Origin of the sequence: Agrobacterium sp. LR_9 (assembly GCF_041954855.1) — a bacterium.
Classification (GTDB): domain Bacteria; phylum Pseudomonadota; class Alphaproteobacteria; order Rhizobiales; family Rhizobiaceae; genus Agrobacterium; species Agrobacterium leguminum.
Genome location: NZ_JAVAYA010000018.1, coordinates 57,289 through 74,776, shown reverse-complemented (window position 1 = coordinate 74,776; position 17,488 = coordinate 57,289). Strand labels below are relative to the sequence as shown.

At 60.3% G+C, this 17,488-nt stretch carries 16 protein-coding genes; 12 read left to right on the top strand and 4 right to left on the bottom strand.

Annotated elements, in window-relative coordinates:
* Positions 1-122: 122 nt before the first annotated feature.
* From RAC79_RS19255 to RAC79_RS19230, 6 genes are all read left to right on the top strand, one after another.
* Positions 123-1,310 carry a Xaa-Pro peptidase family protein gene (locus RAC79_RS19255; RefSeq protein ID WP_174040202.1) on the top strand — a complete coding sequence of 396 codons (1,188 nt, stop codon included), beginning with the start codon at positions 123-125 and terminating at the stop codon, positions 1,308-1,310.
* A 117-nt stretch (positions 1,311-1,427) separates the two neighbouring features.
* Positions 1,428-3,032 (top strand): ABC transporter substrate-binding protein, encoded by a 1,605-nt coding sequence (locus RAC79_RS19250; RefSeq protein WP_174040203.1) that lies wholly within the window; start codon positions 1,428-1,430, stop codon positions 3,030-3,032.
* Positions 3,033-3,095: 63 nt separating this feature from the next.
* Positions 3,096-4,103, top strand: coding sequence for an ABC transporter permease subunit (locus RAC79_RS19245; protein WP_142845706.1), 1,008 nt, complete (start codon positions 3,096-3,098; stop codon positions 4,101-4,103).
* Positions 4,100-5,014, top strand: coding sequence for an ABC transporter permease subunit (locus RAC79_RS19240; RefSeq protein ID WP_142845705.1), 915 nt, complete (start codon positions 4,100-4,102; stop codon positions 5,012-5,014). Before RAC79_RS19245 ends, RAC79_RS19240 begins: the two co-directional genes overlap by 4 nt.
* A gap of 3 nt (positions 5,015-5,017) precedes the next feature.
* Entirely contained in the window at positions 5,018-5,857 is an 840-nt protein-coding gene (locus RAC79_RS19235) for an ABC transporter ATP-binding protein (RefSeq protein WP_003522485.1), read from the top strand.
* The gene (locus RAC79_RS19230; RefSeq protein ID WP_003522486.1) at positions 5,854-6,699 is read left to right on the top strand and encodes an ATP-binding cassette domain-containing protein; all 846 of its coding nucleotides are present in this window, start codon (positions 5,854-5,856) and stop codon (positions 6,697-6,699) included. Before RAC79_RS19235 ends, RAC79_RS19230 begins: the two co-directional genes overlap by 4 nt.
* Positions 6,700-6,749: 50 nt before the next feature.
* On the opposite strand, the gene RAC79_RS19225 is transcribed toward RAC79_RS19230, so the two are convergent.
* Positions 6,750-8,219, bottom strand: a complete 1,470-nt coding sequence (locus RAC79_RS19225; protein WP_174040205.1) for a mannitol dehydrogenase family protein — start codon at positions 8,217-8,219, stop codon at positions 6,750-6,752.
* 108 nt (positions 8,220-8,327) lie between these two features.
* Positions 8,328-9,002, bottom strand: coding sequence for a GntR family transcriptional regulator (locus RAC79_RS19220; RefSeq protein ID WP_137005306.1), 675 nt, complete (start codon positions 9,000-9,002; stop codon positions 8,328-8,330).
* Between the two features lie 231 nt (positions 9,003-9,233).
* Here RAC79_RS19220 and RAC79_RS19215 point away from each other — a divergent pair, with 231 nt between their 5' ends.
* Entirely contained in the window at positions 9,234-10,352 is a 1,119-nt protein-coding gene (locus RAC79_RS19215) for a mandelate racemase/muconate lactonizing enzyme family protein (protein WP_142845703.1), read from the top strand.
* A gap of 186 nt (positions 10,353-10,538) precedes the next feature.
* Here RAC79_RS19215 and RAC79_RS19210 read toward each other — a convergent pair whose 3' ends face one another.
* Both RAC79_RS19210 and RAC79_RS19205 read right to left on the bottom strand, forming a co-directional pair.
* A complete protein-coding gene (locus RAC79_RS19210; protein WP_003522491.1) occupies positions 10,539-11,561 on the bottom strand; it encodes an LLM class flavin-dependent oxidoreductase in 1,023 nt (340 codons plus the stop codon).
* Positions 11,562-11,696: 135 nt separating this feature from the next.
* A complete protein-coding gene (locus tag RAC79_RS19205; RefSeq protein ID WP_065657343.1) occupies positions 11,697-12,614 on the bottom strand; it encodes a LysR family transcriptional regulator in 918 nt (305 codons plus the stop codon).
* A gap of 231 nt (positions 12,615-12,845) precedes the next feature.
* On the opposite strand from RAC79_RS19205, the gene RAC79_RS19200 reads away from it, so the two are divergent.
* From RAC79_RS19200 to RAC79_RS19180, 5 genes are read left to right on the top strand one after another with little or no spacing between them, the layout of a single operon-like run.
* Complete coding sequence (locus RAC79_RS19200) at positions 12,846-14,054, top strand: ABC transporter substrate-binding protein (protein WP_080857693.1); 1,209 nt, start codon at positions 12,846-12,848, stop codon at positions 14,052-14,054.
* A gap of 25 nt (positions 14,055-14,079) precedes the next feature.
* Entirely contained in the window at positions 14,080-14,865 is a 786-nt protein-coding gene (locus RAC79_RS19195) for an ABC transporter ATP-binding protein (RefSeq protein WP_003522494.1), read from the top strand.
* 1 nt (position 14,866) lies between these two features.
* The gene (locus RAC79_RS19190; protein ID WP_065657340.1) at positions 14,867-15,568 is read left to right on the top strand and encodes an ABC transporter ATP-binding protein; all 702 of its coding nucleotides are present in this window, start codon (positions 14,867-14,869) and stop codon (positions 15,566-15,568) included.
* A gap of 2 nt (positions 15,569-15,570) precedes the next feature.
* The gene (locus tag RAC79_RS19185; RefSeq protein WP_078052638.1) at positions 15,571-16,458 is read left to right on the top strand and encodes a branched-chain amino acid ABC transporter permease; all 888 of its coding nucleotides are present in this window, start codon (positions 15,571-15,573) and stop codon (positions 16,456-16,458) included.
* A 1-nt stretch (position 16,459) separates the two neighbouring features.
* A complete protein-coding gene (locus RAC79_RS19180; protein WP_065657338.1) occupies positions 16,460-17,467 on the top strand; it encodes a branched-chain amino acid ABC transporter permease in 1,008 nt (335 codons plus the stop codon).
* The last annotated feature ends 21 nt before the right edge of the window (positions 17,468-17,488 follow it).

Sequence of the window (17,488 nt, the reverse complement as noted above, 5' to 3'; positions counted from 1 at the left end):
TGTGGTGGCGTGCCCTGCCGGGCCATTGCTTACCCCCCGCCCTGTGTTTAAGCATGAGCAAAAGAACGCTTGGGAGGTTGCCGGCACGCCTGTGTCTGCGGCCCGAAAGCGGCGGGGAGAGAATGGCAGACTTTCAAGAGGCGCTGAAGCGGTTTCAGCCGGTCGCGGTTTCATCGATCGCTGAAGACGAGCTCAGGTTGCGACTACGCGGCCTGCAGGCGCGAATGATCCAGCAAAATATCAAGGCGGTCTGGCTCGATGCATCATCGTCGCTGACCTATTATACCGGCCTGTCGCTTGGTCTTTCCGAGCGCATTCACGGCGCCCTGGTGCCGGCGGAAGGCGTGCCGGTCTATGTCAGCCCGACCTTCGAGGAGCCGAAGCTTCAGACGCTCATCCGCATTGCGGGTGAGGTTGCCGTCTGGGAAGAGGATGAAAGTCCCTTCGACCTGATGGCAAGACGTATCGGTGCCTTGACCTGTCCCGGTCATCTTGTCGCCATCGATCCCGCTACCCCCTTCGTCTTCGCATCGGCCCTCATGCAGCGTCTTGAAGGGCGCATCATTTCCGCTCAGCCGATGATCGTCGCCCAGCGGCAGGTCAAATCCGCAGCCGAGATCGCCATCATCCAGACGGCGATGGACGCGAGTTATGGCGTGCAGAAGGCCGTGTTCGAGGGGCTGCGTCCCGGCGTTTCCACCACGGAAGTCGCTGATTTCGTTAATGCGGCGCATATCGCGCTCGGCCTGAAGCCGCTTTTCGTGGCGGTGCAGTTCGGCGAGGCGACGGCCTATCCGCATGGCGTGCCCCATGCCCAGACGCTCAGCGAAGGCGATATGGTGCTGGTCGATCTTGGCGGCATTCTTCACGGCTATCGTTCCGATATCACCCGCACCTATGTCTTCGGCAAGCCGACGGAACGGCAGCGTTTCCTCTGGAACGCCGAGCGCGACGCGCAGGCGGCGGCCTTTGCCGCGGCAAAGGTCGGCGTTGCCTGCTCGGATGTGGACAGGGCGGCGCGCGACAGCCTGAAAGCAGCCGGTTTCGGCCCGGATTATCAGCTTCCCGGCCTGCCGCACCGCACCGGCCACGGGCTTGGGCTGGATATTCACGAAGAACCCTATATCGTTGCAGGAAATGCCACGGCACTGGAGCCGGGCATGTGTTTTTCCATCGAGCCGATGCTGTGCGTTTATGGCGAATGCGGCGTCCGTCTTGAGGACATTGTTTATATGACGGAGGCGGGACCGCGCTGGTTCTGCCCACCGGAAAAGAACCTCGACCGGCTGTTTCAGCCGGTCGCCGGGTAATTGGTCGGGAGGCAAAGGACCGAACGGCGACACGGGTTTCGTGTCGCTGCTGACCAGAAGAGGTAGGCCCCCGGACGGGGCCGCAGGAACTCAGAAAAAGAGGGAAAGGACCACCAGATGAAAACGCTGACCCGCAGTTTGCTTATCGCCTCTGCGATTGCGATCACTTCCGCCATGCCCGCCATGGCGAAGACCTTCGTTTATTGCTCCGAGGCATCGCCGGAAGGCTTCGATCCGTCGCCTTATACCGCAGGCGGCACCTTCGATGCCTCCGCGCATCCGGTCTATAACCGTCTGACCGAGTTCAAGAAGGGCACGACCGAAGTAGAGCCCGGCCTTGCGGAAAAATGGGACGTTTCCAAGGATGGTCTCGAATACACTTTCCACCTCCGCAAGGGCGTCAAGTGGCACTCCAACGACAAGTTCACGCCGAGCCGCGACTTCAACGCTGACGACGTGATCTTCAGCTACAACCGCCAGGGCGACGCGAAGAACCCGTGGAACCAGTATATCGCAGGCATCACCTACGAATATTACAACTCCATGGAAATGCCGTCGCTGATCAAGGAAATCGTCAAGGTCGACGATTACACGGTCAAGTTCGTGCTGACCCGCCCGGAAGCGCCGTTCCTCGCCAATATCGCCATGCCTTTCGCTTCGATCGTGTCGAAGGAATATGCCGATACGCTTGAGAAGGCCGGCACTAAGGAAGACTTCAACAACCTGCCGATCGGCACCGGCCCGTTCAAGTTCGTCGCCTATCAGAAGGACGCGGTCATCCGCTACCAGAAGAATGCCGACTATTGGGGTGAAGCTCCGAAGATCGACGACCTGATCTTCGCGATCACGCCTGACGCCGCCGTTCGCCTGCAGAAGCTGAAAGCTGGCGAATGCCACCTGATGCCATACCCGGCTCCGGCTGATCTGGCGACCATCCGCGCCGACAAGAACCTCAAGCTCGATGAGCAGCCGGGGCTGAACGTCGCTTACTTCGCCTATAACACGACCGTTGCACCTTTCGACAAGCCGGAAGTGCGCAAGGCGCTGAACATGGCGATGAACAAGCAGGCGATCATCGACGCCGTGTTCCAGGGTGCCGGCCAGGTTGCCAAGAACCCGATCCCGCCGACAATGTGGTCCTACAACGACAGCATCAAGGACGATGCTTACGATCCGGAAGCTGCCAAGAAGGCCCTCGAAGCCGCTGGCGTCAAGGATCTGTCGATGAAGATCTGGGCAATGCCGGTGCAGCGTCCCTACATGCCGAACGCCCGTCGTACTGCCGAGCTGATCCAGTCGGATTTCGCAAAGGTTGGCGTCAAGGCTGAGATCGTCTCCTTCGAATGGGGCGAATATCTCAAGAAGTCCACCGAAGTGAAGCGCGATGGTGCCGTCATCCTCGGCTGGACCGGCGACAACGGCGACCCGGACAACTTCCTCAGCGTTCTCCTGTCCTGCGCCGCAACCGGTGAAGGCGGTGCGAACCGTGCACAGTGGTGCAACAAGGAGTTCTCGGACCTGTTGGCCAAGGCAAAGCAGACCACCGACGTTGCCGAGCGCACCAAGCTTTATGAGCAGGCACAGGTGATCTTCAAGGAACAGGCTCCGTGGGCGACGCTTGCGCACTCCACGCAGTTCGTTCCCATGTCCGCCAAGGTTTCCGGCTTCACCATGAGCCCGCTTGGCGACTTCACCTTCGAAAACGTCGACATCGCGGAGTAATCCCCGAACAACCGGACGCGCGGAAGAACCCTGTTCTTCCGCGCGTCTTTTCAGGAAAAAACCATGATCCGGTTCATTCTCGGCAAACTTCTCTATCTCGTTCCGACCTTCCTCGGGATCACCATCGTCGCCTTCGCCTTCGTGCGCGTCCTGCCGGGCGATCCCGTGCTGTTGATGGCGGGCGAGCGTGGCATTTCGCCCGAAAGGCATGCGCAGCTTGCCGAACAGCTCGGTTTTGCTCAGCCCATCTGGCAGCAATATCTCCATTTCCTTGGACGGCTGCTTCAGGGCGATCTCGGCAATTCGCTGGTCACCAAGAAGCCGGTCCTCACCGAGTTCCTGTCGCTCTTTCCCGCGACAGTCGAGCTTGGTCTCGTTGCCATCATCATCGCAACCTTGATCGGCGTTCCTATCGGTGCCCTTGCCGCCATTCGTCGCGGTTCCTGGTTAGATCAGATCGTCATGACGACTGCGCTGGTCGGTTTCTCCATGCCGATCTTCTGGTGGGGTTTACAGCTCATCGTCCTCTTCTCCGGTGCTTTGCAGTGGACGCCTGTCACGGGGCGAATCTCGCTGATGTATTTCTTTCCTTCCGTTACCGGTTTCATGCTGATCGACAGCTTAATTTCGGGACAGAAGGGAGCGTTCGCGTCGGCTGTGTCTCATCTCGTCCTTCCTTCCGTTGTGCTTGCCACAATTCCGCTAGCTGTGATTGCCCGACAGACACGATCGGCGATGCTGGAGGTTCTGGGCGAGGACTATGTCCGTACGGCTCGAGCCAAAGGCATGTCACCTGCGCGCGTCGTCGGCATCCATGCATTAAGAAATGCGATGATTCCGGTTATAACTACCATAGGCCTGCAGACTGGTGTGCTGATGGCCGGCGCTATTCTGACCGAAACCATCTTTTCCTGGCCGGGCATCGGCAAGTGGATGATCGATTCCATCATGCGCCGTGACTATCCGTCTGTGCAGAGCGGTCTGCTCCTGATCACAGGTCTGGTGATGATCATTAATCTGCTCGTCGATCTGACCTACGGCCTAATCAATCCAAGGATCCGTCACAAATGACCGATGTGACCACAACTCCCGGCATCCGCCTTTCGGACGCCGCCATCCGCCGCCGGATGCTTGCCGATTTCTGGTTCTATTTCCGCCAGAACCGCGGCGCCGTCATCGGCCTTGCCGTCTTCATCCTTCTGGTGCTGTTGGCAGTCTTCGCGCCGTTGATCGCGCCGCATGATCCCACCCAGCAATATCGTGATGCTCTTCTCGTCCCGCCGGTCTGGCAGGAAGGCGGCCGTGCCGGCTTCTTCTTCGGCACCGATGCGGTGGGTCGCGACATGCTGTCCCGCCTGATCTACGGCGCGCAATATTCGCTATTTATCGGCGTCGTCGTCGTCTCCATCGCCCTTGTGGGCGGCATCGTCATCGGTCTCGTTGCCGGTTTCTTCGGCGGCTGGATTGATACCGTCATCATGCGCGTAATGGACATCATTCTCGCAGTTCCATCGCTGCTCTTGGCGTTGGTGCTGGTCGCGATACTTGGACCTGGCCTCACCAACGCCATGATTGCCATCGCCATCGCCTATCAGCCGCATTTCGCGCGTCTGGCACGTGCTGCCGTCATGAGCGAACTCCGGCGTGACTATGTCACTGCTGCCCGGGTGGCCGGCGCCGGCAATTTCCGGCTGATGTTCAAGACTATCCTGCCGAACTGCCTTGCGCCGCTGATCGTTCAGGCGACGCTTTCCTTTTCGTCCGCGGTTCTCGATGCCGCCGCTCTCGGCTTCCTCGGCATGGGCGCGCAGCCGCCCGCCTCCGAATGGGGCACGATGCTGGCGGACGCGCGTGAATTCATGCTGCGCGCCTGGTGGGTCGTGACCCTTCCGGGCCTGACGATCCTGATCTCGGTGCTCGCCATCAACCTCATGGGTGACGGCCTGCGCGATGCGCTCGATCCCAAACTGAAGCGGAGCTGAGCGATGAGCCTGCTGAAAATCAAGAACCTCACCGTCAAATTCGCCACCGCCACCGGCGCCTTCACGGCCGTCAACGGCATCGATGTTTCCGTCGACAAACACGAGGTACTGGCCATCGTCGGCGAGTCCGGTTCCGGCAAGTCGGTATCGATGCTCGCCGTCATGGGGCTTCTGCCCGATACGGCGACGATCACCGCCGACGAGATGACCTTCGATGGCAAGAACCTTTTGGCCATGTCGCCGCAGGAGCGCCGCAGGGTGATCGGTCGCGAGATCACCATGATCTTCCAGGAGCCGGTCGCCTCGCTCAACCCGTCCTTCACGGTCGGTTTCCAGATCGAGGAGGTTCTGCGCCTCAATCTCGGCATGAGCGGCGCTGCTGCGCGTGCGCGCGCCCTGGAGCTGTTCCGGGCTGTCGGCATTCCCGAGCCGGAAACCAAGCTCAAGGCCTATCCGCACCAGATGTCGGGCGGCCAGTGCCAGCGCGTGATGATCGCGATTGCGATCGCTTCCAAGCCGCGCCTGCTGATCGCCGACGAGCCGACCACTGCGCTCGATGTGACGATCCAAAAGCAGATTCTCGATCTGCTGATGAACCTGCAGGCGGAATATGGCATGGCGCTGATCCTCATCACCCATGACATGGGTGTGGTGGCGGAAACCGCCGACCGCGTCGTCGTGCAATATAAGGGCCGCAAGATGGAAGAGGCGGATGTCTTGAGCCTGTTCGAGGCTCCGCAGCATCCCTACACCAAGGCATTGCTTTCGGCCCTGCCGGAAAATGCCACCGGCGACCGTCTGCCCACGGTTTCCGATTTCTTCGGCAAGGAGGGCGTTCAATGAGTATCGTTGTCGAAGGCAAGGGCATTACCCGCGACTATCACGTTCCCGGCGGCCTGTTCGGCGGCGCCAAGACGGTGCAGGCCCTGAAGGGCATCGACTTTACCGTCGAGCGCGGCAAGACGCTCGCCATCGTCGGTGAATCCGGCTCCGGTAAATCGACGCTGGCCCGCATCATCGCGCTGATCGATCCGGCATCCGGCGGCGAACTGAAGATCGAAGGCAAACCTGTCGATATCGCCAGACGCCGTCCGGATACGGAGATGCGCTCCAAGGTGCAGATGGTGTTCCAGAACCCCTATGGCAGCCTCAATCCGCGCCAGAAGGTGGGCGACGTGCTGATGGAGCCGCTGGTCATCAACACCAAAATACCGGCTTCCGAGCGCCGCGAGCGGGCCGAAGCCATGCTGGTGAAGGTCGGTCTCGGTCCTGAGCATTTCAACCGTTATCCGCACATGTTTTCCGGCGGCCAGCGCCAGCGCATCGCCATTGCGCGCGCACTGATGCTGAACCCGGCGCTGCTGGTGCTGGACGAGCCGGTCTCCGCGCTCGATCTTTCCGTGCAGGCGCAGGTTCTGAACCTGCTCGCCGACCTTCAGGAAGAATTCGAGCTGACCTATGTTTTCGTCAGCCATGATCTTTCGGTGGTGCGTTACATCGCCGATGATGTGATGGTCATTTCGAAGGGTGTGGCGGTGGAGCAGGGCACGCGCGAGGAACTCTTCGCCGATCCGAAGCATCCCTATACCCGCCAGCTTTTCGCTGCGACACCGATCACGGATGTCGATGCCATCCGCGCCCGCGTGGAACGCCGCAAGGCGGCACGGCTGGCGGCGACCGCCTGAAGGCTGACGACCGAGGTTGGGAACAGGCCGGATTTCCGGCCTGTTCTTTTTCAGGACTTCAGGAAACGCTCGACTGCCGCAAGCGCGCCCTGCTCCCGAATGTCTCGATAGGCGGCTTTCAGGGCTGGGACGAAGGTTTCGTTCCCGGGCAGGTCGCTGCCAAATGTGCGTTCGAAAGTCAGAAAACGGTCGACGACCGCATCCGGCGCCATTGCCAGTTGATCCGGCGCATCCCACTCCTTGAAAGCGGGATCGAGAATGGTGATCGGCTGCCCCTTTTCATTCTTGTCCGCGCAGGACCTGATCCAGAGCGCGACGGCGAAAATAACCGTCCGGCTTTCAGCCTTCTCCGCAAGCAATTCGCGCAAGGGGCCAAGAATGCGCAGCGGCACTTTCTGCGATGCATCGGAGGCGATCTGCATGGTCTTGTGCTGCAATGAGGGATTGGCGAAACGATCCCGCAGGCCGGCTGCGAATTCCGCCCCGTCAACGGCGGGGTCGAGCGTCCGTTCGATCTCGCGCCAATAGGCGTCGATGAAATCGCGCACGGGCTTTTCACCCCATGCATCCGCCACCGTCGCAAGGCCGGCAATCTGGCCGATGGCGGCGATGGCGCTGTGGGAGCCATTCAGCATTCTGAGCTTCATATGCTCGTATGGCTCAACATTGCCGACGAATTCCACGCCCGATTTCTCGAGCGCCGGCCTTCCATGCGGAAAACGGTCCTCAATGACAAAACGGAAATAGGGTTCGGCCACCACCGGCCAGGCATCGCTGAGGCCGAGTGCGGTCGAAATCGCCTCGCGGTCCGCATCCGTGGTGGCGGGAACGATCCGGTCCACCATCGAGCAGGGGCAGGCAATATTGGTTTCGATGAAGGGTGCCAGTTCCGGATCGGCCAGTTCCGCAAATTCCAGCAGCAGCTTTTGCAGCACATGGCCGTTGGCGGGCAGGTTGTCGCAGGAAAGGAGCGTCAGGGGCTGAGAACCTTGCTTGCGCCTGCGCCGTGTGGCCGCAAGGATGAAGCCGAAGATGGAGCGTGGCCGCTCCGGGTTTTCGAGATCATGGACGATATCGGGATGATCGCGCAGCGGGCTGCGGGAGGCGAGATTGGTCAGGTAACCTTTTTCCGTCACGGTCAGTGTGACGATGAGGACGCGCGGATCGGCCATCCGCTCCACCAGCCGTTCGGGCTCTTCCGGGGCGACGATGGTTTCGAGAATCGAACCGATGATGCGCAGGCGCTCGCTCTCACCATCTCGCAAGCAAAAGGTGTAGAGATTATCCTGCGGCTCGATGGCGTCGCGCGTATCCGGGCTGCGCAGCGATGCCGCAACGATGCCCCATCGGGTATCGCCGCGATTAAGGCAATCGTCGATGAAAACCGCCTGATGAGCCCGATGAAAGGCCCCGACGCCGAGGTGGACGATGCCGGGCGTGACGCTTTGGCGGTCATAGGCGGGTGTCGTGACGGATTGCGGCAGGCGGGGCAGGGTTGCAGCGGAAAGCCGGTCTGTCATCGATGCGAAATCCCCATGCGGAACGGGACGGTTGTAGCTCGCGCCGCTCTCATTGCGGCGTCCGGCTTGTGGCGCATCATGTCGGTTCCTCCCCTATATGCGGAATGATCAGGCGCCGGCCTCTTTGAGCAGCCGGACCTGGCGCAGCGTATTCTGGCGGCTGCGCTCGAGATGCCGCCACAGGGCATCGACGATCTGGGCCTTGCTGCCGGCGGCGATGGCATCGGCGATATTCTGGTGCTCTTCGACCGAGCGGGCGTAGTCGCCGAGAATCGAGACGAAAACCGTGTGGGTCTGGTCGAGAATGCGCTCATGCGAGCCGGAAATGACCGGAATGCGCGCCGCCGACACAAGGGTCGTATGGAAGCTGCGGTCGTAAAAAAGCGCTTTCGATAATTCGTCGAGCGTTGAGCCTTTGGCGAATTTACGATGTTTCGCAAGGCTTTCCAGAAGTTCCGCGTGCAGCGCTCCATCCAGTTGCCCGGCGTCGAAGGCCACTTCCACCGCGCCTTTTTCAAGCAGCATTCTGGCGGCGTAAAGTTCCTCCACATCTTCCACGGTGAAATCGCGCACAACCATGCCGCGCCGGGAGGAATTGACCACCAGCCCATCGGCCTCGAGTTTCAGGCAGGCTTCCTTCACCGGCGTGGGGCTGATGCCGAGATCGGCGGCAAGCTCATTGGGCAGCAGGCGTTCGCCGCCGCGCAATCTGCCGCTGACGATGCGCGCGCGCAGCTCCTGATGCGCCTGTTCGGCGAGCGTGACTTTGACCAGCGAGTTCATGGCGGCATCATTGCCCAGCTTCGAGGGACTGGCAATGGTTGAATATTAAAAATAAAAAATTTTTTATTTTACAAAAGCCGGTTTTCCTTTAGCTCTATCCATCATCGGAAGCCAGCTGCTGGAGGAGGGCGGTCTGGCAATTTCCCGAAAGCCATCTGCGCGGCCCATGGTCGCGGGGACGTGGCGTCTATTCCTCCCCGCAAGCAATCAGCAATCGAGGAATGACCGATCATGAAAATTACCGCCGTCGAACCTTTCATCCTGCACCTGCCGCTGACATCGGAATCCATTTCCGATTCCACCCACAGCATCACCCATTGGGGTGTCGTCGGTGCAAAGATCACCACCAGCGATGGCCTTGAGGGCTTTGGTTTTACCGGCACCCACGCGCATCTGCCGTCGGACAGGCTGATCACATCCTGCATCAGCGATTGTTACGCGCCCTTGCTGGTGGGGGAGGATGCGTCGGACCATTCGAGGCTGTGGACGAAACTGGCCCGTTATCCGGCGCTGCAATGGGTCGGCAGGGCGGGCATCACCCATCTGGCGCTGGCCGCAGTTGACGTTGCGCTGTGGGACCTGAAGGCGAAAAAGGCGGGCGTGCCGCTCTGGCACTATCTCGGCGGCGCGCGCACTGCGGCGGTGGAAGCCTATAATACCGATATCGGCTGGCTTTCCTTCACGCTGGAGGATTTGCTGACGGGTAGCGCGAGAGCGGTGGAGGAGGATGGGTTTACCCGGCTGAAGATCAAGGTCGGGCATGACGATCCGAATATCGATATTGCCCGCCTTGCAGCCGTGCGCAAGCGTGTCGGTTCGTCCATCCGCATCGCCATCGACGGCAACGGCAAGTGGGATTTGCCCACATGCCAGCGTTTCTGCGCGGCGGCGAAAGATCTGGACATTTACTGGTTCGAGGAGCCTCTCTGGTATGACGATGTGACGAGCCATGCGCGGCTGGCGCGCAATACGTCCATTCCGATTGCGCTCGGGGAGCAGCTTTACACGGTGGATGCGTTCCGCTCATTCATCGATGCCGGTGCGGTTGCCTATGTCCAGCCTGATGTGACCCGGCTTGGCGGCATCACCGAATATATTCAGGTTGCCGATCTCGCGCTCGCCCATCGCCTGCCCGTGGTGCCGCATGCCGGCGAGATGAGCCAGGTGCATGTGCATCTGAGCTACTGGCATCCGGCTTCAACCATTCTCGAATATATTCCCTGGATCAAGGATCACTTCGAAGAGCCGATCCATGTTCGGGACGGTGTCTACAAACGTCCGGAGCGCCCCGGCGCCAGCACGACGCCGCTGGCGGAAAGCTTCGCCCGTTATGGCAAGGCGGTGAAATGAGCAGCGGTATAAAGCCCGGATTTTAAGGGAGGGAAGCCCGTCCTCCGTCATGCCGGACTAGATCCGGCGTCCAGCCACGGCGCGTCTGCGCCGTGAGAAGAGTCTTTCGCGATCAAAGACTTGATCGCGCTGGACCCCGGATCTAGTCCGGGGTGACGGAGTGTGGATGATGCAATTTTTCCAAATTTAGCGCCAGCCGAGAGCCGGCGCCACCTGCTTGAGGATCGTCTCGATCACATGGGCGTTGTAATCGACGCCCAGCTGGTTCGGCACGGTCAGGAGCAGCGTATCGGCCTCGGCGATGGCCTCGTCGGCTTTCAGCTGTTCGATCAGTTTTTCCGGCTCGGCGGCATAGCTGCGCCCGAAGATCGCGCGTGTCTTGTCGTCTATATAACCGATCTTGTCATCGCCTTCGTTGCCGTAACCGAAATAGGACCGGTCGCGGTCGTTGACGAGGGCGAAGATGCTGCGGCTGACCGATACACGCGGTTCGCGGGTGTGGCCCGCTTCCTTCCAGGCTTCCCGGAAGGTGCGGATCTGCTGCGCCTGCTGCACATGGAAAGGCTCGCCCGTTTCATCCGTCTTCAGCGTGGAGCTTTGCAGGTTCATGCCAAGCTTTGCCGCCCACACCGCCGTTGCATTGGAACTCGAACCCCACCAGATGCGCTCGCGCAGCCCTTCGGAATGCGGCTCCAGCCGCAAAAGGCCGGGCGGGTTCGGGAACATCGGGCGCGGATTCGGTTCGGCGAAACCTTCGCCTTTCAGAAGCTCGAGGAAGACTTCGGTGTGCTGACGCGCCATGTCTTCTTCGCTCTGGCCTTCGGCCGGGCGGTAACCGAAATAGCGCCAGCCATCGATCACCTGTTCCGGCGAGCCGCGGCTGATGCCGAGCTGCAGGCGTCCGCCGGCGATGAGGTCGGCCGAACCGGCGTCCTCCGCCATGTAGAACGGGTTTTCATAACGCATGTCGATGACGCCGGTGCCAATCTCGATCTTTTTCGTGCGCGCGCCGACGGCGGCCAGCAGCGGAAAGGGCGAGGCAAGCTGGCGGGCGAAATGGTGCACGCGGAAATAGGCGCCGTCGGCGCCCAGCTCTTCCGCCGCGACGGCGAGGTCTATCGATTGCAGCAGCGTGTCCGCAGCCGAGCGGGTTTGCGACTGGGGCGAGGGCGTCCAGTGGCCGAAGGACAGGAATCCGATCTTTTTCATGATGACCTTCCAGATGTCGGAGGATGCCGGTCTTCACAAACCGGCTTCGTTGTTGTCAGTCATATAGGCTGGGACGCGCATCCTCCAACCGGCCGCGCGTAGACACGGTGTCGCCGAAATGTGAACGATGGCTGTTCAGACCATCATCCGGCGGTCGAGGATGAAGAGTTTTTCATGCGCGCGCGCCGTGGTGAGAATGAAGTCCATTAGCGAGCGCACACGCGGCACATTGGCAAGGTCTTGATGGCTCGTCAGCCAGTAGCCGCGCCGCAGTTCCACTTCGCCGGCAAGCACCATCTGCAAATCCGGGAAGCGCGCGGCGATGAAATTCGGCAGGATGCACAGGCCCCGGCCGCTCAGCGTGGCAGTCAGCTGCGCGAAAATACTCGAGGACTGAAAGCCCGGACGCAGGCCGGGCAGCACGTCGCGCATATAATCAAGGCCGGGTGAGAAGATCAGGTCCTGTACGTAACCGATGAAGAAGTGATCGAGCAGGTCCTCGCGCTTGGTGATTCTCGGCCGTCCGGCGAGATAGGAACGCGAGGCATAGATATGCAGCGTATAATCGATGATCTGTTCATTGATATAGGGACCGGCCTTCGGCGGATCGAGCGTGACGGCCACATCCGCCTCCTTTCTGGAAAGCGCCATGATCTGCTGGATCGTCACCATTTCCACCATGATGTGGGGATGCGTGATGGCGAAGTCTTTCAGCCTTTCCACGAAGAAAAAATTGGAAAAACCTTCAGGCGCGCTAAGGCGCACCACGCCGCGCAGCAGGCTGCCGCTTTCGGAAATATCCGATTGCAGCCTTTCGGCTTCCGCCTCGATACGCTCGACCGTATCCACCAGCCGCCGCCCGACGGTCGTCAGTTCATAACCGCGCGGGTTTCGCTCGAACAGCTTGGTTTTAAGCGAGAATTCCAGCCGGTCGATATGGCGGGAGACGGTGGCGTGGCTGGTGCGCAGGCTTCGGGCTGCCGATGAGAGCTGTCCGGTGCGGGCCACGGCCAGAAAATATTGCAGGTCGTCCCAGGTGAAAGGGGTGGCCATATTTGTCTCCCATCAAGAGTTCTGTTCAAAAATGAACAGTTCCTGTTCGCAATTTGATGATGCCCCGCTCTTGTGTCAACGGCCGAATTCGAGAAGTCTAGGCTCAGGATGCATCGCTTTGAGGAGGGCGGTGTGACCATTCGGGTGCAATGGCATGCAGGTCCCCCACGCGGTTCGTTCACCGTTGCACAGACAATCTGAGGCTCGCAATCATCTCTGGGAGGAGAAGTCATGCGCAAGAGTATCGTTTTATCCACGGCCATGGCGCTGGCCGCTGGCACCGCCGCTTATGCCGCCGAGATTTCGGACGGCAAGGTCAAGATCGGCATCTTGAACGACCAGTCGGGCGTCTACGCCAATTTCGGCGGCAAATACTCTTATGAAGCCGCGAAGATGGCGGTCGAGGATTTCGGCGGCAAGGTGCTCGATGCGCCGGTGGAAGTGGTGACCGCCGACCACCAGAACAAGGCGGACGTCGCCTCCAATATCGCCCGCCAATGGTACGATACCGAACAGGTCGATTCGATCATGGAACTGACCTCGTCGTCGGTCGGCCTTGCCGTGCAGGCGCTGTCCAAGGACAAGAAGAAGATCACCATCAATACGGGTGCGGCAACCACCGAGCTGACCGGCAAGCAGTGTAGCCCCTATGGTTTCCATTGGGCCTATGACACCTATTCGCTGGCGGTCGGCACCGGTGGCGCGCTCGTCAAGCAGGGCGGCGACAGCTGGTTCTTCCTGACCGCCGACTATGCCTTCGGTTATTCGCTGGAAGAAAACACGTCGAATTTCGTCAAGTCCAATGGCGGTAAGGTTCTGGGTTCCGTGCGCCATCCGCTTGCCACGACGGACTATTCCTCCTTCCTGCTGCAGGCGCAGTCCTCGGGCGCGAAGGTCATCGGTCTTGCCAATGCCGGTCTCGATACCTCCAACGCCATCAAGCAGGCGGCCGAATTCGGCATCGTCGCCGGCGGCCAGCGGCTCGCGGCGCTTCTCTTCACGCTCGCCGAAGTCCACGGCCTCGGTCTCGAAGCGGCTCAAGGGTTGACGCTGACGGAAGGTTTTTATTGGGACCGCGACGATGAATCGCGCAAATTCGGCGAACGCTTCAAGGAACGCACCGGCGCCATGCCGAACATGGTGCATGCCGGCACCTATTCCGCCGTGCTACACTACCTGAAGGCCATCGAAAAGGCCGGCACAGACGATGCCGATGCCGTCGCCAAGGCCATGAAGGAAATGCCGGTCAACGACGTCTTCTCGAAAGACGGCCATGTCGCCGCCAACGGCCGCATGATCCACGACATGTATCTCATGGAAGTGAAGAAGCCGGACGAAAGCAAGCAGCCGTGGGATTATTACAAGGTACTTGCCACCATCCCCGGCAAGGAAGCCTTCATGGACCCCGCAAAGAGCGGTTGCCCGCTGGTAACGCAGTAAAGAAGAATAAAAAGGGGAAAGCTTGATGACGATCGCTCCCGCCCTTGCCGGGCAGGCCGAACCTCGCGTCGTTCTTTCGGCGCGCGGTCTCTCCAAGACCTTCGGCGCATTCGCGGCCGTGAAAAACGTCGATCTCGACGTCCACCATGCCCGCGTGCATGCGCTTATCGGTCCGAACGGTGCCGGCAAAACAACGGTCTTCAACCTGTTGACCAAGTTTCTCCAGCCGACAGGCGGGGCGATCACCTTCATGGGAACGGACATAACAAGGACGCCGCCGGACAAGGTGGCGCGTCTCGGCCTCGTCAGGTCTTTCCAGATATCGGCGGTGTTTCCGCATCTGACGGTTCTGGAAAATGTGCGGGTGGCGTTGCAGCGGCCGAACAGCCTTGCAACGCAGTTCTGGCTGCCGCTCTCCTCGCTCGACAGGCTGAACGCCCGCGCCGAGGAACTGATCGCCATGGTCGGCCTGACACGGGAAAAACATGCGCTTGCGGCCGATCTTTCTTATGGCCGCAAGCGGGTTCTCGAAATCGCCACCACGCTGGCGCTCGATCCGAAGGTTCTGCTGCTGGATGAACCGATGGCCGGCATGGGCGGCGAGGATGTCGCCCATGTCGCCGAACTCATCCGCGAGGTGGCAAAGACACGCGCGGTGCTGATGGTCGAACATAATCTGAAAGTCGTGGCCGATATCTGTCACCACGTCACGGTCTTGCAACGCGGTGAAATTCTGGCGGAGGGCGATTATGCCGCCGTTGCCGCCGATCCGCGCGTGCGCACGGCCTATATGGGCACGGAGGAGGCTTGATATGGCGGCGATGCTCGAAGTCTCCAACCTGAAATCCTGGTACGGCGAAAGTCAGGCGCTGCACGGTGTCGATCTGACGGTCGGCGAGGGCGAAACTATCACCATTCTCGGCCGCAACGGTGTGGGCAAGACCACGACGCTGCGCACCATCATGGGCATCATCCGCAACCGCAAGGGCGTCATCAAGCTGGGTGGCAAGGATCTGATGCCGGTGCCGCTGCATCGCACGGCGAAATACGGCCTTGGTTTCGTGCCGGAAGAGCGCGGCATCTTCGCGACGCTGAGCGTCGAGGAAAACCTGAAGCTGCCGCCCGTCGTCGCATCCGGCGGCATGACGCTTGATGAAATATACGAGCTGTTTCCCAATCTTTACGAACGCCGCACCAGCCCCGGCACCAAGCTTTCCGGCGGCGAGCAGCAGATGCTGGCCATGGCGCGCATCCTGCGCACCGGGGTCAAGGTGCTGCTGCTTGACGAACCGACCGAAGGGCTTGCCCCGGTCATCGTGCAGCGCATCGGCGAGGTGCTGCAGAAACTGAAGAGCCGCGGCATGACCGTGGTTCTGGTCGAACAGAATTTCCGTTTTGCCAGCCGTATCGCCGACCGTTTCTACCTGATGGATCACGGTCAGATGGTCAGCAATTTTCCGGTCAGCGAGCTTTCCGGCCGCATGGGCGAGCTCAACAAGGTGCTGGGGGTTTAACCATGACGATGATCTTCGGCGTTCCAATTCAGGCACTGCTCGGGCAATTGCTGGTGGGCCTTATCAACGGGTCGTTTTATGCGCTGCTGTCGCTTGGCCTTGCCGTCATTTTCGGCCTGCTGCGCGTCATCAATTTTGCCCATGGCGCGCAATATATGCTCGGCGCTTTCGTCGCCTTCCTCGGCCTGCAATATTTCGGCATCAATTTCTGGGTGGCGCTCATCGTCACACCTTTCGTCGTGGCGCTGTTCGGTGCGATTGTCGAACGCTTCCTGCTGTCGCGGCTTTACGATCTCGATCCGCTGTATGGGCTACTCTTCACCTTCGGTCTCGCGCTGGTGGTGGAAGGCACGTTCCGCTGGCTTTATGGCGCTGCTGGCCAGCCCTATTCCGTTCCGCCGCAGCTTGCCGGCGGCACCAATCTCGGCTTCATGTTCCTGCCGAATTACCGCGCTTTTGTCGTCGTCATTTCGCTCATCGTCTGCATCGCCACCTGGGCGTTGATCGAAAAGACCCGGCTTGGCTCCTATCTGCGCGCTGCGACGGAAAACCCGACGCTGGTGCAGGCTTTCGGCATCAACGTGCCTGTTCTCCTGACGCTGACCTACGCGCTGGGTGCCGGCCTTGCCGGTTTCACCGGGGTTCTCGCCGCGCCGATCTATCAGGTCTCGCCGCTGATGGGCACGAACCTCATCATCGTCGTCTTTGCCGTGGTCGTGGTCGGCGGCATGGGTTCGATCATGGGGGCCATCGTCACCGGCTATATGCTCGGCATTGCCGAAGGGCTGACGAAGGTGTTCTACCCGGAGGCCTCCAACATCGTCATCTTCGTCATCATGGCCTTTGTGCTGCTCATCCGCCCCGCCGGACTTTTCGGAAAGGACGCCTGATATGTCCAAAGCCACCCATAGCCCCACCGCCGGAGCAATGCCGCAGACCGAGGTTTCGACGACTGCCGGCACCATCAAGACCGTGCTTATTCTTGCAGGGCTTGCCGTGCTCATCGCCGCACCGATGTTCGTTTATCCGATCTTTCTGATGAAGCTGCTGTGCTTTGCGCTGTTTGCCTGCGCCTTCAACCTCCTGATCGGTTACACGGGCCTTCTGTCCTTCGGCCATGCGGCGTTTTTCGGCGGTGCAGCCTATTTCACCGCCTATTCGGTGAAGGAATGGGGCGTGACGCCCGAGATCGGCCTTGTCATCGGCATGGCGGGTGCGGCGCTGCTCGGTCTGGTCATCGGCTTCTTCGCCATTCGCCGCCAGGGCATCTATTTCGCCATGATTACGCTCGCGCTGTCGCAGATGTTTTATTTCTTCTGCCTTCAGGCGCCCTTCACCCATGGTGAGGATGGCTTGCAGGGCGTGCCGCGCGGCCATCTCTTCGGTCTTCTCGACCTCAATGCGCCACTCAATATCTATTATACGGTGCTTGTCGCCTTTGTGCTCGCACTTCTGGTCATCTGGCGTTTCGTCAACTCGCCCTTCGGCATGATCCTGAAATCGATCCGCGAAAACGAGCAGCGCGCCATTTCGCTGGGCTATAGCGTCCAGCGCTACAAGCTCGGTGCTTTCGTCATGTCGGCGACGCTGGCCGGCCTTGCGGGTGGCCTCAAAGCGCTGGTCTTCCAGTTTGCGACGCTCACCGACGTCACCTGGCAGATGTCGGGCGAAGTGATCCTGATGACGCTGCTCGGCGGTATCGGCACCATGATTGGCCCGATCTTCGGTGCGGGTCTCGTCGTCACCCTGCAGAACTATCTCGCGACGTCCGATTTCCCGGTCACCATCATCACCGGCCTCGTGTTCATGGCCTGCGTTCTGGTGTTCCGGCGCGGTCTGATCGGCGAATTTTACGCGTCGCGGCTCGGGAGAAAACTCGGCTTTCAGCACCGCAGCTAGACGTTTTTAAGAACACAGGAA